Origin of the sequence: Oryzihumus sp. (genome assembly GCF_036391795.1) — a bacterium.
Taxonomy (GTDB): domain Bacteria; phylum Actinomycetota; class Actinomycetes; order Actinomycetales; family Dermatophilaceae; genus Oryzihumus.
On the sequence record NZ_DASVZH010000272.1, the window covers coordinates 1 to 18,289 of the forward strand.

Here is an 18,289-nt window from a genome sequence, read left to right on the forward strand (position 1 = left end):
ATCAACCAAAGGAAATTCGTCCAACATCCGAAGATGCCGGGACGAGGTAATTGGCATCGATTTTTGGCACGCTGTTGAGTTCTCAAGGACCGGACGCGCACCATCACCAGACACCCAAGCCTGGATCCGGGGCTACCGTTCTTGTGTGTTGTCCGAGCTACCTGGCGCTTCGTGCGAACCGCCTCGCTGGCAACCCTTCAAACTTACTCGCTCTGCGCTTCCGGGTCAAACCGGGCGGCTGGCCTCCGGGAGGGAGTCCGGGCCGCCCGAGGTGTCCCTCGCGCTGAACGCAGGGAAAACATTAGCAGTGATCTGAGGGTGCTCTGACCACCCCCGGTCCCACCCGCTGGACGGCGCAGGGCCGCCCAGGCCCTCGGCCCGGGCGGCCCTGCGGCACAACCGGATCGAGGTCAGCTGTTGACCGCGGCGGCCGCATCCAGGACGCCGTAGCCGTACAGCGGCGTGTAGGTCCCCCGTGTCCCGGTCAGCGGCGTCCGGGCCGTCGTCAGGATCGCGTTCTCCACCTGGTCGGCGGTGCGCCCCTGGGCGAACAACAACGCGGCGACACCGGCCACGTGCGGCGTGGCCATGGAGGTGCCGGCATACGCGTCGTAGTCCTTCTGGCCGCACCCGGCGGAACCGGTGCCGACCGGGACGGTGGACCAGATGTCCTCGTCGCACTGCCCCGGCAGCCCGAGCGCGGACAGGCCGGCGCCGCCCGGGGCGGACACCGACTTCAGGTCGAGCTTGTTCGGCAGCTCGGAGTACCAGCTGTGCAGGCCACGCTGGTCGGTCGCGCCGACGCAGATCGCGACGCTGTCGAAGGCCGGGTCGTTGCACAGGGCGGTCGAGGTGTTGCCGGCCGCGGCGACCGTCAGCACGCCCTTGGAGCGGGCGTAGGCGATGGCGTCCCGCATCGCGGTGTCGACCCCGGTGATCGACAGCAGCTGACCACCGGGGACCGAGCCCAGGCTCAGGTTGACGACGTTCGCCCCGTGATCGGCCGCCCAGCGGATGCCGTCGGCGATGTCCTCGCTGGAGCCGGAGCCGTTCTCGAGCACCTTGACCGGCAGGATCTTCGCGTTGGGCGCGACCCCCACGACGCCGATGCCGTTGCCGCGGACCGCGGCGATCGTGCCGGCCACGTGGGTGCCGTGCTCGTCGCCGTTGTCGACCCCGTCGGGACCGCGGAAGTCGCCGTTGCCGCAGGGCCGGGTGCTCTGGCAGCCGGTGAACGTGGCGCCCTGGAGGACCTGGCCCTGCAGGTCGGGCTGGCTGAAGTCGATGCCGGTGTCCACGACGGCCACCACGGCCCCCGCGCCGGTCGACCTCGACCAGGCCTGCTCGGCGTGGATCTGCTGGAGCCCCCACAGCTTGCCGTAGAGCGGGTCGTTGGTGGCCGCCTGCGCCGTCGGTCCGCCGACCAGGGCTGCACCCACGGCACACGCCCCCGCGACCGCGGCGACCGTCCTCGCTGTCCATCGCATCGCTGCTGTCATCCCTTCGTCCGCCGGGAGTGGCACGCCCCGGTCCGCGCTGCTCAACGGCACCACGCCGCCGAGGTCACGGCCCGGGCCCCGGCGCCCCGGGTGCGAGGATTCGAGGCGTGCATGCAGCCACGGTCGCGCTCGCCCTCGTCGCGACAGTCACCCTCGTCGCCGGACTGGCCCGCCGGTACGACGTGTCGGCACCACTGGTCCTCACGCTGGTCGGCGTCGGCGCGTCATACCTGCCGTTCCTGCCGCAGGTGCACCTGAGCGCGGAGGTGGTCCTCGTCGGGCTGCTGCCCCCGCTGCTCTACGCGGCGGCGATCCGCAGCTCACTGGTGGACTTCCGGGACAACCGCAGGGCGATCGGGTTCCTCTCGGTCGGGCTCGTCGTGTTCACGGCGCTCGGCGTCGGCCTGGTCACCTGGCTGCTGCTCCCGGTGCCGTTCGCCGCGGCGTTCGCGCTCGGCGCCGTCGTCGCCCCGCCGGACGCCGTGGCCGCCACGACGATCGCCCGGCGGATCGGGCTGCCGCGCCGGGTGGTCACGGTCCTCGAGGGCGAGTCGCTGGTCAACGACGCCACGGCCCTGGTCTGCTTGCGCACCGCCATCGCCGCCATTGCCGGCACCGTCAGCGTGGGAGGGGTCGCCGGGCAGTTCGCCCTCTCCGCGCTCGGCGGCCTGGCCGTCGGGGTCGCCGTCGCCGCCCTCGTCGGCCTGGTGCGCAAGCACGTCACCGACTCCGTGCTCGACACGTCGCTGTCGTTCATGACCCCGTTCGTCGCCTACCTGCCGGCCGAGGCCATCCACGCCTCCGGGGTGCTCGCCGTCGTCGTGGCCGGGCTGCTCCTGGGCCACAAGGCGCCGGTGCTGCAGAGCGCCTCCTCGCGGCTGAGCGAGCGGATCAACTGGACCACCATCCAGTTCATCCTCGAGAACGTCGTCTTCCTTGTCATCGGCCTCCAGGTGCGCTGGGTCCTGGAGGACGTGCGCCACTCCCCGCTCGGCCTGGGCCAGATCGCCGGGGTGTGCCTGGCCGTGCTCGCCGCGGTCATCGTGCTGCGGCCGCTGTGGGTCTTCCCCGCGCGCTACCTGGCCATCCGCCCCGGTCCGGACCGCCTCGGCCGCTCGACCCCGTGGACGCACACGGCGATCGTGTCGTGGGCCGGGATGCGCGGCGTCGTGACCCTGGCCGCGGCGTTCGTGCTGCCGGCGGCGACACCGCACCGGGAGGTGCTGGTGCTCGCCGCTCTGGTGGTGACCGGCGGGACCCTGATGATCCAGGGGTTCTCCCTGCCGTGGCTGGCGCGCCGGCTCCGGGTGCACGGGCCCGACCCGCGCGAGGACGCGCTGCAGGAGGCCACCGTGCTGCAGACCGCCGTCACGGCGGGACTGGCCGAGCTCGACCGCATCGCCGGGGAGGACGAGGCCAACGCCGCCCAGGCGCTGCGGGCCCGCGCCGAGTCCCGCACCAACATCGTCTGGGAGCGACTGGGCAGCCCCGACTCGGACCGGGAGACCCCCAGCGAGACCTACCGACGGCTGCGCCTGGCCATGCTGGCCGCCGAGCGCGAGGCGGTGCTTCAGATCCGCGACGACGGGCGCGCCGACCATGAGGTGCTCGAGCACGTCATGGCCGCCCTCGACCTCGAGGAGTCGATGCTCGACCGGGTGGAGCGACGCACCCAGGACCTGCGCGACGAGCCGCTGCTGCCCCCCGATCCGCTCGGCGGGCCGTGCGAGCACCTGGCCGGGGCCGGAGGGCACATCCAGCCCCTGACGCCGGGCGGCTGCGACGACTGCGAGCGTGAGGGGCTGACGCCCGTGCACCTGCGGCTGTGCCTCACCTGTGGCAAGGTCGGCTGCTGCGACTCGTCCGTCGGACGGCACGCCGAACGGCACTTCACCGAGACGGGGCACCCGGTGGTGCGCAGCTTCGAGCCGGGCGAGGCGTGGAGATGGTGCTACGTGGACGACCTCGTGGGCTGAGCCGCTGGGACGGTGACGCGGGGCAAGGGGCAGGGAGGACGGCCGGATGACCACCGCGACGACGCACGAGGGCGAGCTGGGGTCGGCGACCCGCAAGGTCGCCCGCCGGCTCACGCCGTACCTGGCGCTGCTCTACTTCGTGAACTACCTCGACCGCACCAACATCGCCTTTGCCGGCCCCAACGGCATGAACGCCGAGCTGGGCCTGAGCGCGACCGCGTTCGGCTTCGCGTCCGGGGTGTTCTTCATCGGCTACCTGCTGCTCGAGGTGCCCTCGAACATGGCGCTGCACCGGTTCGGCGCCCGGCGCTGGATCGCCCGCATCATGCTGACCTGGGGCCTGGTCGCCGGGGCGATCGCGTTCGTGCCCAACGCCGGAACGCTGGTGGCCCTGCGCTTCCTGCTCGGCATCGCCGAGGCCGGCTTCTTCCCCGGGATCATCCTCTACCTGACCTACTGGTTCCCCCAGCGCGACCGGGCCCGCGTCACCGCCCTGTTCATGGCCGCGATCCCGCTGTCCTCCGCGCTCGGCGCCCCGCTGTCCTCGCTGCTCATCGAGCACGGCGAGGGCCTGTTCGGGCTGAGCGGCTGGCGGTTCATGTTCCTGCTCGAGGGCGTGCCCGCGGTCCTGCTCGGGTTCGTCACGTGGTGGTTCCTCACCGACCGGCCGCGTGACGCGGCGTGGCTCGAGCCGGGCGAGCGCGAGGCGCTGGCCTCGGTGATGGACGCCGAGGACGCGGACAAGCAGCGCGAGTACCACGTCGGGCTGCGCGGCTCGCTGACCAGCGGCCGGGTCTGGGCGCTGGCGTTCGTCTACTTCGGCGTGGTCTACGGCCTCTACGCCCTTGGCTTCTTCCTGCCCACGATCATCAAGGGCTTCGAGACGCAGTTCGGCACGAGCTACTCGATCCTGGAGCGCGGGCTGATCAACTCGGTGCCCTACGTCGTCGGCGCCGTCGCCATGGTGCTGTGGGCCCGCCACGGCGACCGCACCCGCGAGCGGGTCTGGCACGTGGCCCTGCCGGCGTTCGTCGGCGGGGCGGCGATTCCCGTCGCGCTCTACCTGGGCAGCCCGCTGGCGGCCATGGTCGCGGTCACCGTCTGCGCGACCGGAGTGATGTGCGCGCTTCCCACCTTCTGGGCGCTGCCGACCACGTTCCTCACCGGGGCCGCAGCAGCCGGCGGGATCGCGCTGGTCAACTCGGTGGGCAACACGGCCGGGTTCGCCGCCCCCTACGTGACCGGGTGGCTGGCGGACCTGACCGGCAGCCAGAAGACCGGGCTCTGGGTGGTCGGCGCCGCCATGGTCCTTGCCGGCGCGGTGGCCGTCGCCCTGCGGGCCGCGCCGACCGGCCAGGCCGAGGCGACCGAGCCGGCTGTGACCGGGACCGGGGCCCGCGCCCGGTAGCCTCCGGGCATGCCCCGGAGCCTGCTGTCGTTCGTCCTCGGATCCTCCTCCCCCGCCCGGCTGACCACCCTGCGCCGGGCCGGGATCGACCCGTTCGTGCTGGTCAGCGACGTGGACGAGGACGCCGTGGTGGCACAGGCCCTGCAGACCTACGGCGAGCTGGCCCCCGACGACCTGGCGCTGCTGCTGGCCCGGGCGAAGTGCGAGGCGGTGTCCTCGGCACTGCTCGCCGGCGACGGCCTCGAGGAGGCCCCGGACTCCGCACTGGTCCTGGGCTGCGACTCGGTGCTCGAGCTCGACGGGCAGATGCACGGCAAGCCGTCCGATGCCGCGGAGGCGGTCGAGCGCTGGAGGCAGATGCGGGGCCGCTCCGGGGTGCTGCACACCGGCCACTGGCTCATCGACGACCGGGCCGACGACGAGGGCGGGACCGGCGCGACGCTGGGCGCGGTCGCCTCGACGACCGTGCACTTCGCCAAGCTGACCGACGAGGAGATCGACGCCTACGTCGCCACGGGTGAGCCCCTGCGCGTGGCCGGCGCGTTCACCCTCGACGGACTGGGCGGGCCGTTCGTCACCGGCATCGAGGGAGACCCCTCCAACGTCATCGGCCTGAGCCTGCCGCTGCTGCGCGAGCTGCTCGCCGAGGTCGGTGTGGCCTGGACGCAGGTCACCTCCTGAGCGCGCTGGCAGGGCCCCGGCAGCGCCCCTGCTGACGGGTCACCGCCACGTCGCCGAGCCGTCAACCGACGTACGCCTATTGCGGTTGTCCCTGTCAGGGGCGGCGGTTAGGTTCGTGCCGTCATGGTGATGCCGATGGAGAAGTCGGGGGGCTCACGGGCGGCCGTGGACGACGAGGTCCACGGCACGCCGGTGCTGTCACGTGACCAGGCTGAGGGCTACGTCGCGATGGTCTGCTTCAAGCACGGCCCCCCGCGGCTGCACGGTGTCGAGCTCGAGTGGACCCTCCACCACGAGGACGACCCGGCCCGCGCCGTCGAGCTGACCGACCTGGCGCGGGCCCTTGGCCCTCACGCGCCGACCACCGTCGACCCGCACAGCCCGCACCTGCCCCTGCCGGCCGGCTCCCTGGTCACCGTCGAACCCGGCGGCCAGGTCGAGATCTCCTCCGCGCCGACCCCGTCCGTCGCCTTCCTCCTCGAGGCCGCCGCCACCGACGCCGCCGCCCTGGGCGAGCTGCTCGCCCCGCACGGCCTGCGCCGCGGGGAGCACGGCCTCGACCCGCACCGGGCGCCCCGCCGCATCCTGCGTACCCCGCGCTACGACGCGATGGAGGACTTCTTCGCCGCGATCGGCCCGCACGGCCCCCGGATGATGTGCAGCACGGCCAGCCTCCAGGTCTGCGTCGACCTGGGCGAGGGCGCCGAGGCCGTGCACCGGTGGGACGCCGTGCACGCGCTCGGCCCGGTCCTGACCGCCCTCTTCGGCAACTCGGCCGTGATGGCCGGCAGCGACACCGGCTGGGCCTCGGCCCGGCTGCGGTCCACCCTCGCGACCGCGCCGCCGGCCACCTTCGCCCCCGTGCGCTGCGCGGACCCGGTGGCGCAGTACACCCGCATGGCCCTCGACGCGCCGCTGCTGTGCGTGCGACGGGCCCAGGGTCCGTGGACCGCGCCCCCCGGGCTGAGCTTCGCCGGCTGGGTGGCCGAGCCCCACCGGGTGGGCCGCGAGCCCACGACCGCGGACCTCGACTACCACCTGTCCACCCTCTTCCCCCCGGTGCGGCCGCACGGCTACCTCGAGGTGCGCTACCTCGACGCCCAGGCGGGGGACGGATGGGTGACCCCGGTGGCCCTGCTGACCGCGCTCCTGTCCCGGGGCACCACGGTCGAGCGGGTGCTGGAGGCGACCGAGGAGACCGCCGACCGGTGGCTCAGCGCCGCCCGCGTCGGTCTCGCGGACCCGGCACTGACCCGCGCCGCGGCGGCCGTGGTCGAGCTGGCCGTGTCCGCGCTGGCCGGGCTGGACCTGCCCGGCGCCGTGGCCGAGGAGGTCGCCCGGCAGCTGCAGGAACGGATCGACGACGCGACGAGCCGGAGGTGCTCGGCATGACCACGACCCCCGACGTGACCGCGATGGAGCAGGAGAAGCTGCGCGCGCACGTGGCCGAGGTGCTCACGCGGGCCCGCTCCCGCAGCACCGGGCTCACCGACGCGGTCGACGACCACGACCTGACCCGGCAGCACTCCCGGCTGATGTCGCCCCTGGTCTGGGACCTGGCGCACATCGGCAACCAGGAGGAGCTCTGGCTGGTCCGCGACGTCGGCGGCCGGGACCCGGTGCGCCAGGACATCGATGAGCTCTACGACGCGTTCAGGCACGCGCGGGTGGACCGCCCGGCGCTGCCGCTGCTCGGCCCGGCCGAGGCGCGCGGCTATGTCACCGAGGTCCGCGACAAGGTGCTCGACGTGCTCGACCACGCCGTCCTCGAGGGCCGGCCGCTGGTCGAGGGCGCGTTCGCCTTCGGCATGATCGCCCAGCACGAGCAGCAGCACGACGAGACGATGCTGGCCACGCACCAGCTGCGGTCCGGCGCCCCGGTGCTCGACGCGCCGCCCCCGCCGCGCGGGCGCCGGGTGCCGGCCGCCGAGGTCCTCGTGCCCGCGGGCCCGTTCACCATGGGCACCTCCACCGAGCCCTGGGCCCTGGACAACGAGCGCCCCGCCCACCAGGTGCACGTCGACGCGTTCGTCATCGACACGACGCCGGTGACCTGCGGCGACTACCTCGCCTTCGTCGAGGCACGCGGCTACCACGACCCCCAGTGGTGGTCCCCCACGGGCTGGGCGCACCGTCAGCAGGCGGGCATCACCGCACCCCGCTTCTGGGAGCGCGAGGACGGCCGCTGGGTGCGCACCCGGTTCGGCGTGCGCGAGCCGCTGCCGCTGGACGAGCCGGTCGTGCACGTCAGCTTCCACGAGGCCGAGGCGTATGCCGCGTGGGCCGGAAAGCGCCTGCCCACCGAGGCGGAGTGGGAGAAGGCCGCCCGGTACGACCCCGCCTCCGGCCGCTCCCGGCGCTACCCCTGGGGTGACGAGGACCCGACGTCCGAGCACGCCAACCTCGGCCAGCGCCACCTGCGGGCCGCGCCCGTGGGCGCCTACCCGGCGGGCGCCTCGCCACTGGGCGTCGAGCAGCTCATCGGGGACGTGTGGGAGTGGACCAGCAGCGACTTCGCGGGCTACCCCGGCTTCGCGGTGTTCCCCTACCCCGAGTACTCCCAGGTCTTCTTCGGGCCGAAGTTCAAGGTGCTCCGGGGCGGGTCGTTCGGCACCGACCCGGTCGCCTGCCGCGGCACCTTCCGCAACTGGGACTACCCGATCCGGCGGCAGATCTTCTCCGGCTTCCGCTGCGCCCGCGACCCCCGTCCCGAGGAGCTCGGCTAGGTCATGTGCCGGCACCTGGCCTACGTCGGCCCCGAGGTGGCGCTCGCCGACGTGCTGCTCGACCCGCCGCACTCGCTGCTGCGCCAGTCCTGGGCACCGCTGGACATGCGCCAGGGCGGGACGATCAACGCCGACGGCTTCGGCGTGGGGTGGTACCCCTCTCCCGGGGGTGACGGCGCGCGATACAGGCGGGCGTGCCCCATGTGGGCGGACGGGTCGCTGCGCGACCTGGCCACCACTATCCGCTCCACCGCCGTCCTGGCCGCGGTCCGCAGCGCGACGGTCGGCATGCCGGTGCAGGAGAGCGCGTGCGCGCCCTTCGGCGAGGGGCGCTGGCTGTTCAGCCACAACGGGGTGGTGCGGGGCTGGCCGGACTCGGTGGCCGAGCCCGCCGCCGGGCTGCCGGCGACCGACCTGATGACCCTGGACGCTCCGACCGACGCCGCCCTGCTGTGGGCGCTCGTCCGGCACCGCCTGCGCGCCGGCAAGCACCCCCTCGAGGCCCTCGGCGGGGTGGTCGCCGAGGTGGCCGCGGCGGCGCCGGACTCCCGGCTCAACCTGCTGCTCACCGACGGCGAGTCGGTCACCGCAACCGCGTGGTGGCACTCGCTGTGGGTGCGGCGCGGCGACGGCGAGCTCGCGGTGAGCTCGGAGCCATGGGACCCCGAGGACCCGTTGTGGGAGGCCGTGCCCGACCGGCAGGTGCTCCATGCGACGCGCACGACGTTCGAGCTGCATCCGATCGATGACAAGGGACGGCCATGACCCAGGTGGACACCTACCTCACCGCCGACGACGCCGCCTCGGCGTTGCGCGCCGACGCCGAGCACGGGCTGACCAGCGCGCCGAAGTGGCTGCCGCCCAAGTGGTTCTACGACGCCCGGGGCAGCGAGCTGTTCGAGGACATCACCCGCCTGCCGGAGTACTACCCCACCCGGGCCGAGCGGGAGATCCTCGGCGCGCGGGCCGCAACGATCGCCGCACACACGGGTGCGCAGACGCTGGTCGAGCTGGGCTCGGGCTCCTCGGAGAAGACCCGGCTGCTGCTGGATGCGTTGCGGGACAACGGTTCCCTGCGCACGTTCGTGCCGCTGGACGTCTCCGGGACCGCCCTGCGTGAGGCGGTCGAGGCGATCGACGCCGACTACCCCGGGCTGACCATCCACGGGGTCGTCGGCGACTTCACCGAGCACCTGAGCCGGCTGCCGGGCGAGCAGCCGCGCCTGGTCGCCTTCCTCGGCGGCACGATCGGCAACCTGCTCCCGGTCGAGCGCGCCAGGTTCCTGCACAGCGTGCGCGACGTGCTCCAGCCGGGCGAGTGGCTGCTGCTCGGCACCGACCTGGTCAAGGACGAGGCCACGCTGGTGGCGGCCTACGACGACGCGGCCGGCGTCACCGCCGAGTTCAACCGCAACGTGCTGCGGGTGCTCAACCGCGAGCTGGGCGCCGACTTCGACGTCGAGGCGTTCACCCACCGGGCGCTGTGGGACGCCGAGCACGAGTGGATCGAGATGCGCCTCGTCGCCACCCGGGCCATGCACGTCCGGGTGCCCGGGATCGGCCTCGAGGTCGACTTCGCCGAGGGCGAGCAGATGCGCACCGAGATCTCCGCGAAGTTCCGCCCAGAGAAGGTCGCCGCCGAGCTCCAGGCGACCGGCTTCGTCCTGGACCAGTGGTGGACCGACGAGGCCGGGCGGTTCGCGCTGTCCCTCGCCCGCGCGGTCTGAGCGGTGCCGGTCAGACCGGGGGGACGCCCCGTCGGCGCTGGCTGAAGGCGCGGTCGCGACGGGCGGCGTAGCGCAGCCGGTGCAGCAGCTCCTGGCGCAGCTCGTCGGCCTCGATGATGCCGTCGAGGACGAGGTCGGCGGCGAGGCGCTCGAGGTCAACGTCCTCTTCGTACTCCCGGCGCCTGTCCTGCACGAACTGCTCGCGCTCGGCGAGGTCCTCGATCTCGTTGATCTTGTTGGCGTAGACGGCGTTGACCGCTGCCTCCGGGCCCATGACGGCGATCCGGGCAGTCGGCAGGGCCAGCGTGGCGTCGGGGCCGAACCCGGGCCCCGCCATGGCGTAGAGCCCGGCGCCGTAGGCCTTGCGCACGATGACCGAGAACTGCGGCACGGTGGCCTCGGAGACCGCGGTGATCATCTTGGCGCCGTGGCGGATGATGCCGCCGCGCTCGACCTCGGAGCCGATCATGAAGCCGGGCACGTCGGCGAGGTAGACCAGCGGGACGTTGAAGGCGTCGCACAGCCAGATGAAGCGGGCGGCCTTGTCGGCGCTGTCGGAGAACAGCACCCCGCCCTTGACCGCCGAGTTGTTGGCGACGATGCCGACGGTCTCGCCGGCCATCCGGCCGAAGCCGGTGACCAGCTCGGCGGCGAAGAGCGGCTTGACCTCGAAGAAGGAGTCCTCGTCGACCAGGCCGTCGATGACCTCGTGGATGTCGAAGGGCTGGCTCTCCTTCTCGGGCACGGTGCTGCGGGTCAGCGGCCGCGACGGCTCCTCCGGGACGTACGACGGGGTCTCGCTGCGCCAGGACGAGGGCAGGTAGGAGAAGTACAGCTTGGCCAGCTCGATCGCCTCGGTGTCGTCGGCCGCGAGCAGGTCACCGCAGCCGGAGACGGTGCAGTGCATCCGCGCGCCGCCCATCTCCTCGAGGGAGACCTTCTCGCCGACGACCATCTCGGCCATGCGGGGGCTGCCGAGGTACATCGAGGCGTTGCCGTCGACCATGATGACGATGTCGGTGAACGCCGGGATGTAGGCACCACCGGCGGCCGAGGGCCCGAACAGGCAGCAGATCTGGGGCACCTTGCCCGACAGCGCGACCTGGTTGTGGAAGATGCGCCCGGCACCGCGGCGGCCGGGGAACAGCTCGACCTGGTCGGTGATCCGCGCCCCGGCGGAGTCGACGAACCAGAAGATCGGCAGCTCCTCGCGCAGCGCCATCTCGGTGGCCCGCACGATCTTCTCGACGGTGCGCGCACCCCACGAGCCGGCCTTGACCGTCGGGTCGTTGGCCACGACGATCGCCGGCCGGCCGTCGACGGTGCCCCGGCCGGTGACCACGCCGTCGGCCGGCAGGCCAGGGGCCATGGCGTTGGCGTAGCGCCCGTCCTCGACGAACGAGCCCTCGTCGAAGAGCAGGGCGATCCGCTCGCGGACGTAGAGCTTGTTCTGCGAGGCCAGCTTGGCCGCCGCCTTCTCCGGCGGCAGTGCCGACGCGTCGTAGGCCTTCGACAGGCGCGAGCGCACGTTCGCCACCCGCGGGTCTCCCCCGTCCGTGGGACCGGCGAAGGGGCGCTTGGGCTGGGAGCTCAGGCTCGTCATACCGACATCTTCCTTCAACGACAACGGTTCAGGCGTTGGGCAGGCCGAGGCCGCGCGCGATGACCATCCGCTGGACCTCGCTGGTGCCCTCGCCGATCTCGAGGATCTTGGCGTCGCGGTAGAAGCGGGCGACCGGGAACTCCTCCATGAAGCCGTTGCCGCCGAAGACCTGGGTGGCGATGCGTGTCGCGGAGACCGCGGCCTCGGTGGAGTAGAGCTTGGCGATCGCGGCGGCCTGCTTGACCTCACCGACCGAGCGGCGGCCGTGGTGCAGCTCGTCCTTGAGCCAGGCGGCCTTGTAGGTCAGCGTGCGGGCCGCCTCGACCATGACGGCGAGGTCGGCGACCTGGAACGAGACGCCCTGGTTGACGCCGATCGGGCGGCCGAACGCCATGCGGGTCCTGGCGTAGGAGGTCGAGGCCTCCAGGCAGGCCTGGGCCAGGCCGACGGCGAGCGCCGAGATGGCGATGCGGCCGTCGTCGAGGGTCTTGAGGAACTGCTTGAAGCCCGAGCCCTGCTCGCCGAGCAGGTTGCCGGCGGGGACGCGGCAGCCGTCGAAGGAGAGCCCGTGGGTGTCGGAGGCGTGCCAGCCGAGCTTGTCGTAGGCCGGCTCGACGGTGAAGCCGGGCGTGCCCGAGGGCACCATGATCGCGCTGAGCTGGGCCGAGCCGTCGGGGTTCTCCCCGGTGCGGGCGGTGACCGTGACGACCGAGGTGATGTCGGTGCCGGAGTTGGTGATGAACGCCTTGGCGCCGTTGATGACCCACTCGTCCCCATCGAGGCCGGCCCTGGTGCGGGTGGCGCCGGCGTCGGAGCCGGCCTCGGGCTCGGTCAGGCCGAACGCCGCGAGCGCGCGACCGGCGACCAGGTCGGGCAGCCAGCGCTCCTTCTGCTCCTGGGAGCCGTAGGTCAGGATCGGGTTGATGCCCAGGCCGACCCCGGCGGACAGGGTGATGCCGATCGACTGGTCGACCCGGCCGAGCTCCTCGATCGCGACGCACAGCGAGGTGAAGTCGGCGTCGGCGCCGCCGAACTCCTCCGGCGCGACGAGGCCGAACAGGCCCAGCTCGCCCATCTTGGGCACCAGATCGCTGGGGAAGTAGTGGTCGCGGTCCCACTGCGCGATGTGCGGGGCCACCTCGGCCTCGGCGAACTCGCGCACGACGGCGCGGAAGTCCTCATGGTCCTTGCTGAGCTCGAACATCGCTGGTGGTGCCCTTCGGTCGCGCCGGCAGGGGTGACCCGGCGACTGCTTGACGTTGACGTCAACGTAAAGCACGATCAGGCGCATGACAAGGCCTGCGTCCCCCACCTGGTCGATCGCGCAGATCGCCGAGGAGTTCGGCGTCACCCACCGCACGGTGCGTCACTACGAGGAGCTCGGCCTGATCGCCCCCGAGCGCCGCGGCACCACGCGCGTCTACCACCGCCGCGACCGCACCCGGCTCAACCTCATCCTGCGCGGCAAGCGGCTCGGCTTCCCCCTGGAGGAGATCCGCAAGATCGTCGACATGTATGACGAGCAGCCCGGTGAGGCCGGCCAGCTCACCTACCTGCTCGACCAGATCGGCGACCGGCGCCTGGAGCTCGAGCGCCGCCGCAAGGACATCGAGGACTCCCTGACCGAGCTCGACGACCTCGAGCGGCGCTGCCGCGAGGACCTGCGCCGGCTGGGGTGAGTTCGGCCACGCTCCCCGCCTGGCGGGGTGTTCTGCGCGGGGCGCGACGGGGCACCATCGGGGAACCGGCCGCCTCGGGGGGCGGCTTGGCCTGCCCCCGCACGGGAGGAGCCCGCATGAGCACCCGTCGCCCAGCCCTGGATGGGGTGCGCGCCCTCGCGGTGCTCGCCGTGGTCGTCTACCACCTCGGCGGCGGAGCCGGGTCGGCCCTGCCGGGCGGGTTCCTCGGCGTCGACGCCTTCTTCGTCCTCTCCGGCTACCTCATCACCTCGCTGCTGCTGGCCGAGCACCAGCGCTTCGGCCGAGTCGACCTCGCCGCCTTCTGGGTACGCCGCATCCGTCGCCTGTTCCCGGCCCTGGCCGTGGTCCTGCTGGCCTGCGCGGGGTGGGTCTGGTGGCACGGCCCGGTCGAGCAGTGGTCCGCCCGGCGGGGCGACCTGCTGGCCACGCTGGCCTACGTTGCCAACTGGCACTTCGCCGGCAGCGGCGAGGACTACTTCGCCGCCTACACCGGCGCCTCGCCGCTGCGGCACACCTGGTCGCTGGCCGTGGAGGAGCAGTTCTACCTGGTCTGGCCGGCGCTGGTCTGGGCCGTCCTGTCCCTGGCGCTGCGCCGGCGGGCCCGGCGCGACGAGCCGGCAGCCGGGGACCCCGTCCGGCGGCGGGAGCTGGGCCTGGGGGCGGTGGCGCTCGTCGCGCTGGTCGCCTCGAGCCTGGCCATGGGGCTGGAGCATGCCCTGCTGTCCCCCTCGCGGGCCTACTACGGCACCGAGGGCCGGGTCCAGGAGCTCGCCGTCGGGGTGCTGCTCGCCGTGGCGGTGCGCCGCCGACGCGGACGCTCGGCAGGCTGGCGTCCGGCCACGGCGCTCGCCGCCGCCGGGCTGACCGCCCTGCTGGCCGGGTTCGCCCTGCTGCCGGACTCCTCCGCCCTGTACTACCGCGGCGGGGGGCTGCTGGTCTGCCTCGCTGTCGCCGCCGTGATCGCGGGCGTCGAGCTCGCGCCCGGCTCGCGCCTGGCCGCGGCCCTGTCCTGGCGCCCGCTGGTGGCGGTGGGGACCCTGTCCTACGGCATCTACCTGTGGCACTGGCCGGTGGTGGTGGCGCTGCCCGTGGACGGCCCGCACGACGCGACCTGGTGGGCCCGGCAGGCCTGGCGCGTGGTCCTGACCGGGGCCCTCGCCGTGGCGTCCTGGCGCCTGGTCGAGCGCCCCGTCCAGCAGGGCCGTATGCCGTGGGCACGCCGCTCCGCCTCCCGGGTCACCGCGCTCGCGGCGCTGACCTCCGCGCTCGTGGCCGGAGTGGCGGTCACCGCCACCGCCCTGCCGGCCCCGCTGGGCCGGCAGCTGGCCCAGCGCAGCGACTCCCCGTGCCCCACCGAGACCTCGGACCCGCTGGCCTCCTGCGTCAAGGTGGACGGCGGCTCGCGCTCGGTCGTGCTCTTCGGCGACTCCACCGCGCGGGCCCTGGACCCGGGCCTCCAGCCGTGGGCCCGCCGGCACGACGCGCGCTACGTCCAGGCGGCCTGGTTGCGCTGCACCCCGACCGGCCTGCTCGTCGTGCCCGACGGCTCACCCGGCCCGGACGCCCCGGCACAGGCCTGCCACGAGCGCGCCCGGCAGCAGCAGCTGGCGGTGCTCGACGCCGAGCGCGCGGCGGGGCGCCACCCCCTGGTCCTGGTCGCCGAGTACTGGTCCCACCACCAGGGGCTGGTCGTCGACGGGCAGCGCCTGGACCCCGGCACCGCCGCCCACGACGCGGCCCTGGGCGCGGCCTACCGGCGCCTGGTGCGGGAGGTGGCCGCGCGCGGCGGTCGCGTGGCCTTCGTCACGCTGCCGCCGCCCGGGCCGTCGCTGGGCACCGTCCTTGCCCCGGACCGGCCGGCCGGGTCGGCCGAGCCGCTGGCCCTGGGCGGGGAGTTCGTCGACGGCTACAACCAGGTGCTCCGGCAGGTGGCTGCCGCCAGCCACGGCCGGGCCGTCGCCGTGGACGTGGGCGACCTCGTCTGCCCCGGCGGGCAGTGCCCGGCCCTGCAGGACGGCACCGTCGTGCGCTCGGACGGGGTCCACTGGACGGTGGCCTACGCCCAGCGGCTCGCGCCGGTGGTGCTGGCACGGGCCGACGCGGCGCTCGCCGGCTGAGCGCACAGGAGGGGGACCGTGACCGGGCACGGTCCCCCTCCTGGTGTCGGCGGACTCAGGCGCCGACGTTGAACTCGTCGGGGTCGGGGCCGATGCGCCCGGCCCGGTCCAGCCCGGCGATCGCGGCCAGGTCGTCGGCGTCGAGGTCGAAGCCGAAGACGTCGAAGTTCTCGCTGATCCGCGAGGGGGTCACCGACTTGGGGATGACCACGTTGCCCAGCTGCAGGTGCCAGCGCAGGATCACCTGGGCGGGCGTGCGGGCGTGCTTGCGCGCGATACCGGTGATGGTCTCGTCCTGGAGGAGGTCGCCGCCCTGGGCGAGCGGGCTCCACGCCTCGGTGACGATCCCGTGCTCGGCGTGGAAGCGGCGCAGCTGCTCCTGCTGCAGGCGCGGGTGCAGCTCGACCTGGTTGATGGCGGGCGCCTCACCGGTCTCGTCGATGAGCCGCTGCAGGTGGGCCGGCTGGAAGTTGCACACGCCCGCCGCACGGATGCGGCCGTCGGCGCGCAGCTGGAGCAGGGCCTTCCAGGTGTCGACGTAGGCGTCCTTGGCCGGCGTCGGCCAGTGGATGAGGTAGAGGTCGACGTAGTCCACGCCGAGGCGCTTGGCCGACGCGTCGAACGCGCGCAGGGTCTCGTCGTGGCCCTGGTCGTCGTTCCACACCTTGGTGGTCAGGAAGATCTCGTCCCGGGAGACGTCGGTGGTGGCCAGCGCCCGGCCGACGCCGGCCTCGTTGTCGTAGATGCGGGCCGTGTCGATGCTGCGGTAGCCCACCTCGAGGGCGGTGGTCACGGCGGCGGTCGCCCCGTCGTCCGGGACCTGCCAGACGCCGAAGCCGAGCTGGGGGATGTCGACGGTGCTGTTGCCGGCGGTCAGGGTCACGTTCGGAACAGAAGTCATGTGTCGACCCTAACTCCCGTCCCGACCGCCTCCGGAGGAGGCGCTAGGCTCCGGCGCATGGCGCCCATCAGCAAAGTCTTGATCGCAAACCGCGGCGAGATCGCCGTCCGCATCGCGCGCGCGTGCAAGGACAGCGGCATCGGATCAGTTGCGGTCTATGCCGATCCCGACCGCGACGCACTGCACGTCAAGGTGGCCGACGAGGCCTTCGCCCTCGGCGGGACCACGCCAGGTGACTCCTACCTCGTGCAGGAGAAGCTGCTCGACGCCGCCCGCAAGGCCGGCGCGGACGCGGTCCACCCCGGATACGGCTTCCTCGCCGAGAACGCCTCGTTCGCCCAGGCCGTCATCGACGCCGGGCTGACGTGGATCGGCCCCTCCCCCGCGGCCATCGACTCCCTCGGCGACAAGGTCAAGGCCCGCCACATCGCCTCCCGCGCCAACGCCCCGCTGGTGCCGGGCACGCCCGACCCGGTCGAGGGCGCGGACGAGGTCGTCGCCTTCGCCAAGGAGCACGGTCTGCCGGTGGCGATCAAGGCGGCCTACGGCGGCGGCGGGCGTGGCCTGAAGGTCGCGCGCACGCTGGAGGAGATCCCCGAGCTGTTCGAGTCGGCCACCCGCGAGGCCGTGGCCGCCTTCGGCCGCGGTGAGTGCTTCGTCGAGCGCTACCTCGACAAGCCGCGCCACGTCGAGACCCAGTGCCTGGCCGACACCCATGGCAACGTCGTGGTCGTCTCCACCCGCGACTGCTCGCTGCAGCGTCGCCACCAGAAGCTCGTCGAGGAGGCGCCTGCGCCGTTCCTGTCCCACGAGCAGAACGCCGAGCTGGTCCGCGCGTCCAAGGCGATCCTCAAGGAGGCCGGCTACCACGGGGCCGGCACGTGCGAGTTCCTCGTCGGCCAGGACGGCACGATCTCCTTCCTCGAGGTCAACACCCGCCTGCAGGTCGAGCACCCGGTCACCGAGGAGGTCACCGGCATCGACCTGGTCCGCGAGCAGTTCCGGATCGCCAACGGCGAGGCGCTGGACTTCACCGACCCCGACCCGATCGGCCACTCCTTCGAGTTCCGCATCAACGGTGAGGACGCCGGACGCGGCTTCCTGCCCGCCCCCGGCGTGGTCTCCGACTTCCGCCCGCCGACAGGCCCGGGCGTGCGCCTGGACTCCGGTGTGGAGTCCGGCGACGTCATCGGCGGTGCGTTCGACTCGATGCTGGCCAAGCTCATCGTCACCGGCAGGGACCGTCAGCAGGCGCTGGAGCGCTCGCGCCGCGCGCTGGCCGAGTTCGTCGTCGACGGCATGCCCACGGTGCTGCCGTTCCACCGCGTGGTCGTCGCGGACGAGGCGTTCGCCCCGACCGACCCGCAGCAGCCGTTCGCTGTGCACACCCGCTGGATCGAGACCGAGTTCGACAACCAGATCCCCCCGTTCGCCGGCCCGGCCGCCGAGGCCCCCGAGGAGGACGGCGAGCGACAGCAGATCGTCGTCGAGGTCGGCGGCAAGCGCCTCGAGGTGGTCCTGCCCGGCGGCCTGGCCCTCGGTGGTGGCGGGGCGGCCAAGAAGAAGGCCCCCAAGCGCTCCGGCGGCAGCAAGGGTGGCGCGGCCGTCTCCGGTGACGCCCTCACCGCCCCGATGCAGGGCACCATCGTCAAGATCGCTGTCGAGGAGGGCGCGACCGTCGAGGAGGGCGACCTGGTCGTGGTCCTCGAGGCGATGAAGATGGAGCAGCCGATCAACGCGCACAAGTCCGGCACGGTCACCGGCATCGTGGCCTCCGTCGGCGACACGGTCACCAACGGCGCGGTCATCGCCGAGATCAAGGACTGACCGGCAGCTGGCAGACGCAAGGGCCCCGACCATGCGGTCGGGGCCCTCGTCGTGTCACGCCAGGCCTCACTCCGGCGCCGGGACGCCCCAGCCGGGGCGGTGCGGGTCGGCGTCGGGGTCGGCC

General features: G+C 73.2%; 14 protein-coding genes. 10 read left to right on the top strand and 4 right to left on the bottom strand.

Going from position 1 to position 18,289, the window contains the following annotated elements; genetic code table 11:
- Positions 1 to 410 precede the first annotated feature (410 nt).
- Positions 411 to 1,487, bottom strand: a complete 1,077-nt coding sequence (locus tag VF825_RS16665; protein ID WP_331115399.1) for a S8 family serine peptidase — start codon at positions 1,485 to 1,487, stop codon at positions 411 to 413.
- 119 nt (positions 1,488 to 1,606) lie between these two features.
- On the opposite strand from VF825_RS16665, the gene VF825_RS16670 reads away from it, so the two are divergent.
- From VF825_RS16670 to egtD, 7 genes are all read left to right on the top strand, one after another.
- On the top strand, positions 1,607 to 3,475 hold the full coding sequence (locus VF825_RS16670; RefSeq protein ID WP_331115401.1) for a Na+/H+ antiporter: 1,869 nt from the start codon (positions 1,607 to 1,609) through the stop codon (positions 3,473 to 3,475).
- Positions 3,476 to 3,521: 46 nt separating this feature from the next.
- A complete protein-coding gene (locus tag VF825_RS16675) occupies positions 3,522 to 4,883 on the top strand; it encodes an MFS transporter (RefSeq protein WP_331115403.1) in 1,362 nt (453 codons plus the stop codon).
- Between the two features lie 9 nt (positions 4,884 to 4,892).
- Positions 4,893 to 5,564: a nucleoside triphosphate pyrophosphatase gene (locus VF825_RS16680; protein WP_331115405.1), complete on the top strand. Its 672-nt coding sequence runs from the start codon at positions 4,893 to 4,895 to the stop codon at positions 5,562 to 5,564.
- A 135-nt stretch (positions 5,565 to 5,699) separates the two neighbouring features.
- Positions 5,700 to 6,956: an ergothioneine biosynthesis glutamate--cysteine ligase EgtA gene (gene egtA, locus VF825_RS16685; protein WP_331115407.1), complete on the top strand. Its 1,257-nt coding sequence runs from the start codon at positions 5,700 to 5,702 to the stop codon at positions 6,954 to 6,956.
- Positions 6,953 to 8,290, top strand: coding sequence for an ergothioneine biosynthesis protein EgtB (egtB, locus tag VF825_RS16690; protein ID WP_331115410.1), 1,338 nt, complete (start codon positions 6,953 to 6,955; stop codon positions 8,288 to 8,290). Before egtA ends, egtB begins: the two co-directional genes overlap by 4 nt.
- A gap of 3 nt (positions 8,291 to 8,293) precedes the next feature.
- A complete protein-coding gene (egtC, locus tag VF825_RS16695) occupies positions 8,294 to 9,055 on the top strand; it encodes an ergothioneine biosynthesis protein EgtC (protein ID WP_331115412.1) in 762 nt (253 codons plus the stop codon).
- Positions 9,052 to 10,017, top strand: coding sequence for an L-histidine N(alpha)-methyltransferase (gene egtD, locus VF825_RS16700; RefSeq protein WP_331115415.1), 966 nt, complete (start codon positions 9,052 to 9,054; stop codon positions 10,015 to 10,017). Before egtC ends, egtD begins: the two co-directional genes overlap by 4 nt.
- Positions 10,018 to 10,027: 10 nt before the next feature.
- Here the strand turns inward: egtD and VF825_RS16705 are convergent, their stop codons facing one another.
- Both VF825_RS16705 and VF825_RS16710 read right to left on the bottom strand, forming a co-directional pair.
- Positions 10,028 to 11,620 carry an acyl-CoA carboxylase subunit beta gene (locus VF825_RS16705; RefSeq protein ID WP_331115417.1) on the bottom strand — a complete coding sequence of 531 codons (1,593 nt, stop codon included), beginning with the start codon at positions 11,618 to 11,620 and terminating at the stop codon, positions 10,028 to 10,030.
- Positions 11,621 to 11,648: 28 nt separating this feature from the next.
- A complete protein-coding gene (locus tag VF825_RS16710) occupies positions 11,649 to 12,824 on the bottom strand; it encodes an acyl-CoA dehydrogenase family protein (RefSeq protein WP_331115427.1) in 1,176 nt (391 codons plus the stop codon).
- An 85-nt stretch (positions 12,825 to 12,909) separates the two neighbouring features.
- Between VF825_RS16710 and VF825_RS16715 the strand changes: the two genes are divergently transcribed.
- Positions 12,910 to 13,299 carry a MerR family DNA-binding transcriptional regulator gene (locus VF825_RS16715; RefSeq protein ID WP_331115419.1) on the top strand — a complete coding sequence of 130 codons (390 nt, stop codon included), beginning with the start codon at positions 12,910 to 12,912 and terminating at the stop codon, positions 13,297 to 13,299.
- Between the two features lie 116 nt (positions 13,300 to 13,415).
- The gene (locus VF825_RS16720) at positions 13,416 to 15,437 is read left to right on the top strand and encodes an acyltransferase family protein (RefSeq protein ID WP_331115421.1); all 2,022 of its coding nucleotides are present in this window, start codon (positions 13,416 to 13,418) and stop codon (positions 15,435 to 15,437) included.
- Positions 15,438 to 15,492: 55 nt separating this feature from the next.
- Here VF825_RS16720 and VF825_RS16725 read toward each other — a convergent pair whose 3' ends face one another.
- On the bottom strand, positions 15,493 to 16,338 hold the full coding sequence (locus VF825_RS16725; protein ID WP_331115423.1) for an aldo/keto reductase: 846 nt from the start codon (positions 16,336 to 16,338) through the stop codon (positions 15,493 to 15,495).
- Between the two features lie 57 nt (positions 16,339 to 16,395).
- On the opposite strand from VF825_RS16725, the gene VF825_RS16730 reads away from it, so the two are divergent.
- A complete protein-coding gene (locus tag VF825_RS16730; RefSeq protein ID WP_331115425.1) occupies positions 16,396 to 18,165 on the top strand; it encodes an acetyl/propionyl/methylcrotonyl-CoA carboxylase subunit alpha in 1,770 nt (589 codons plus the stop codon).
- Positions 18,166 to 18,289: the final 124 nt, after the last annotated feature.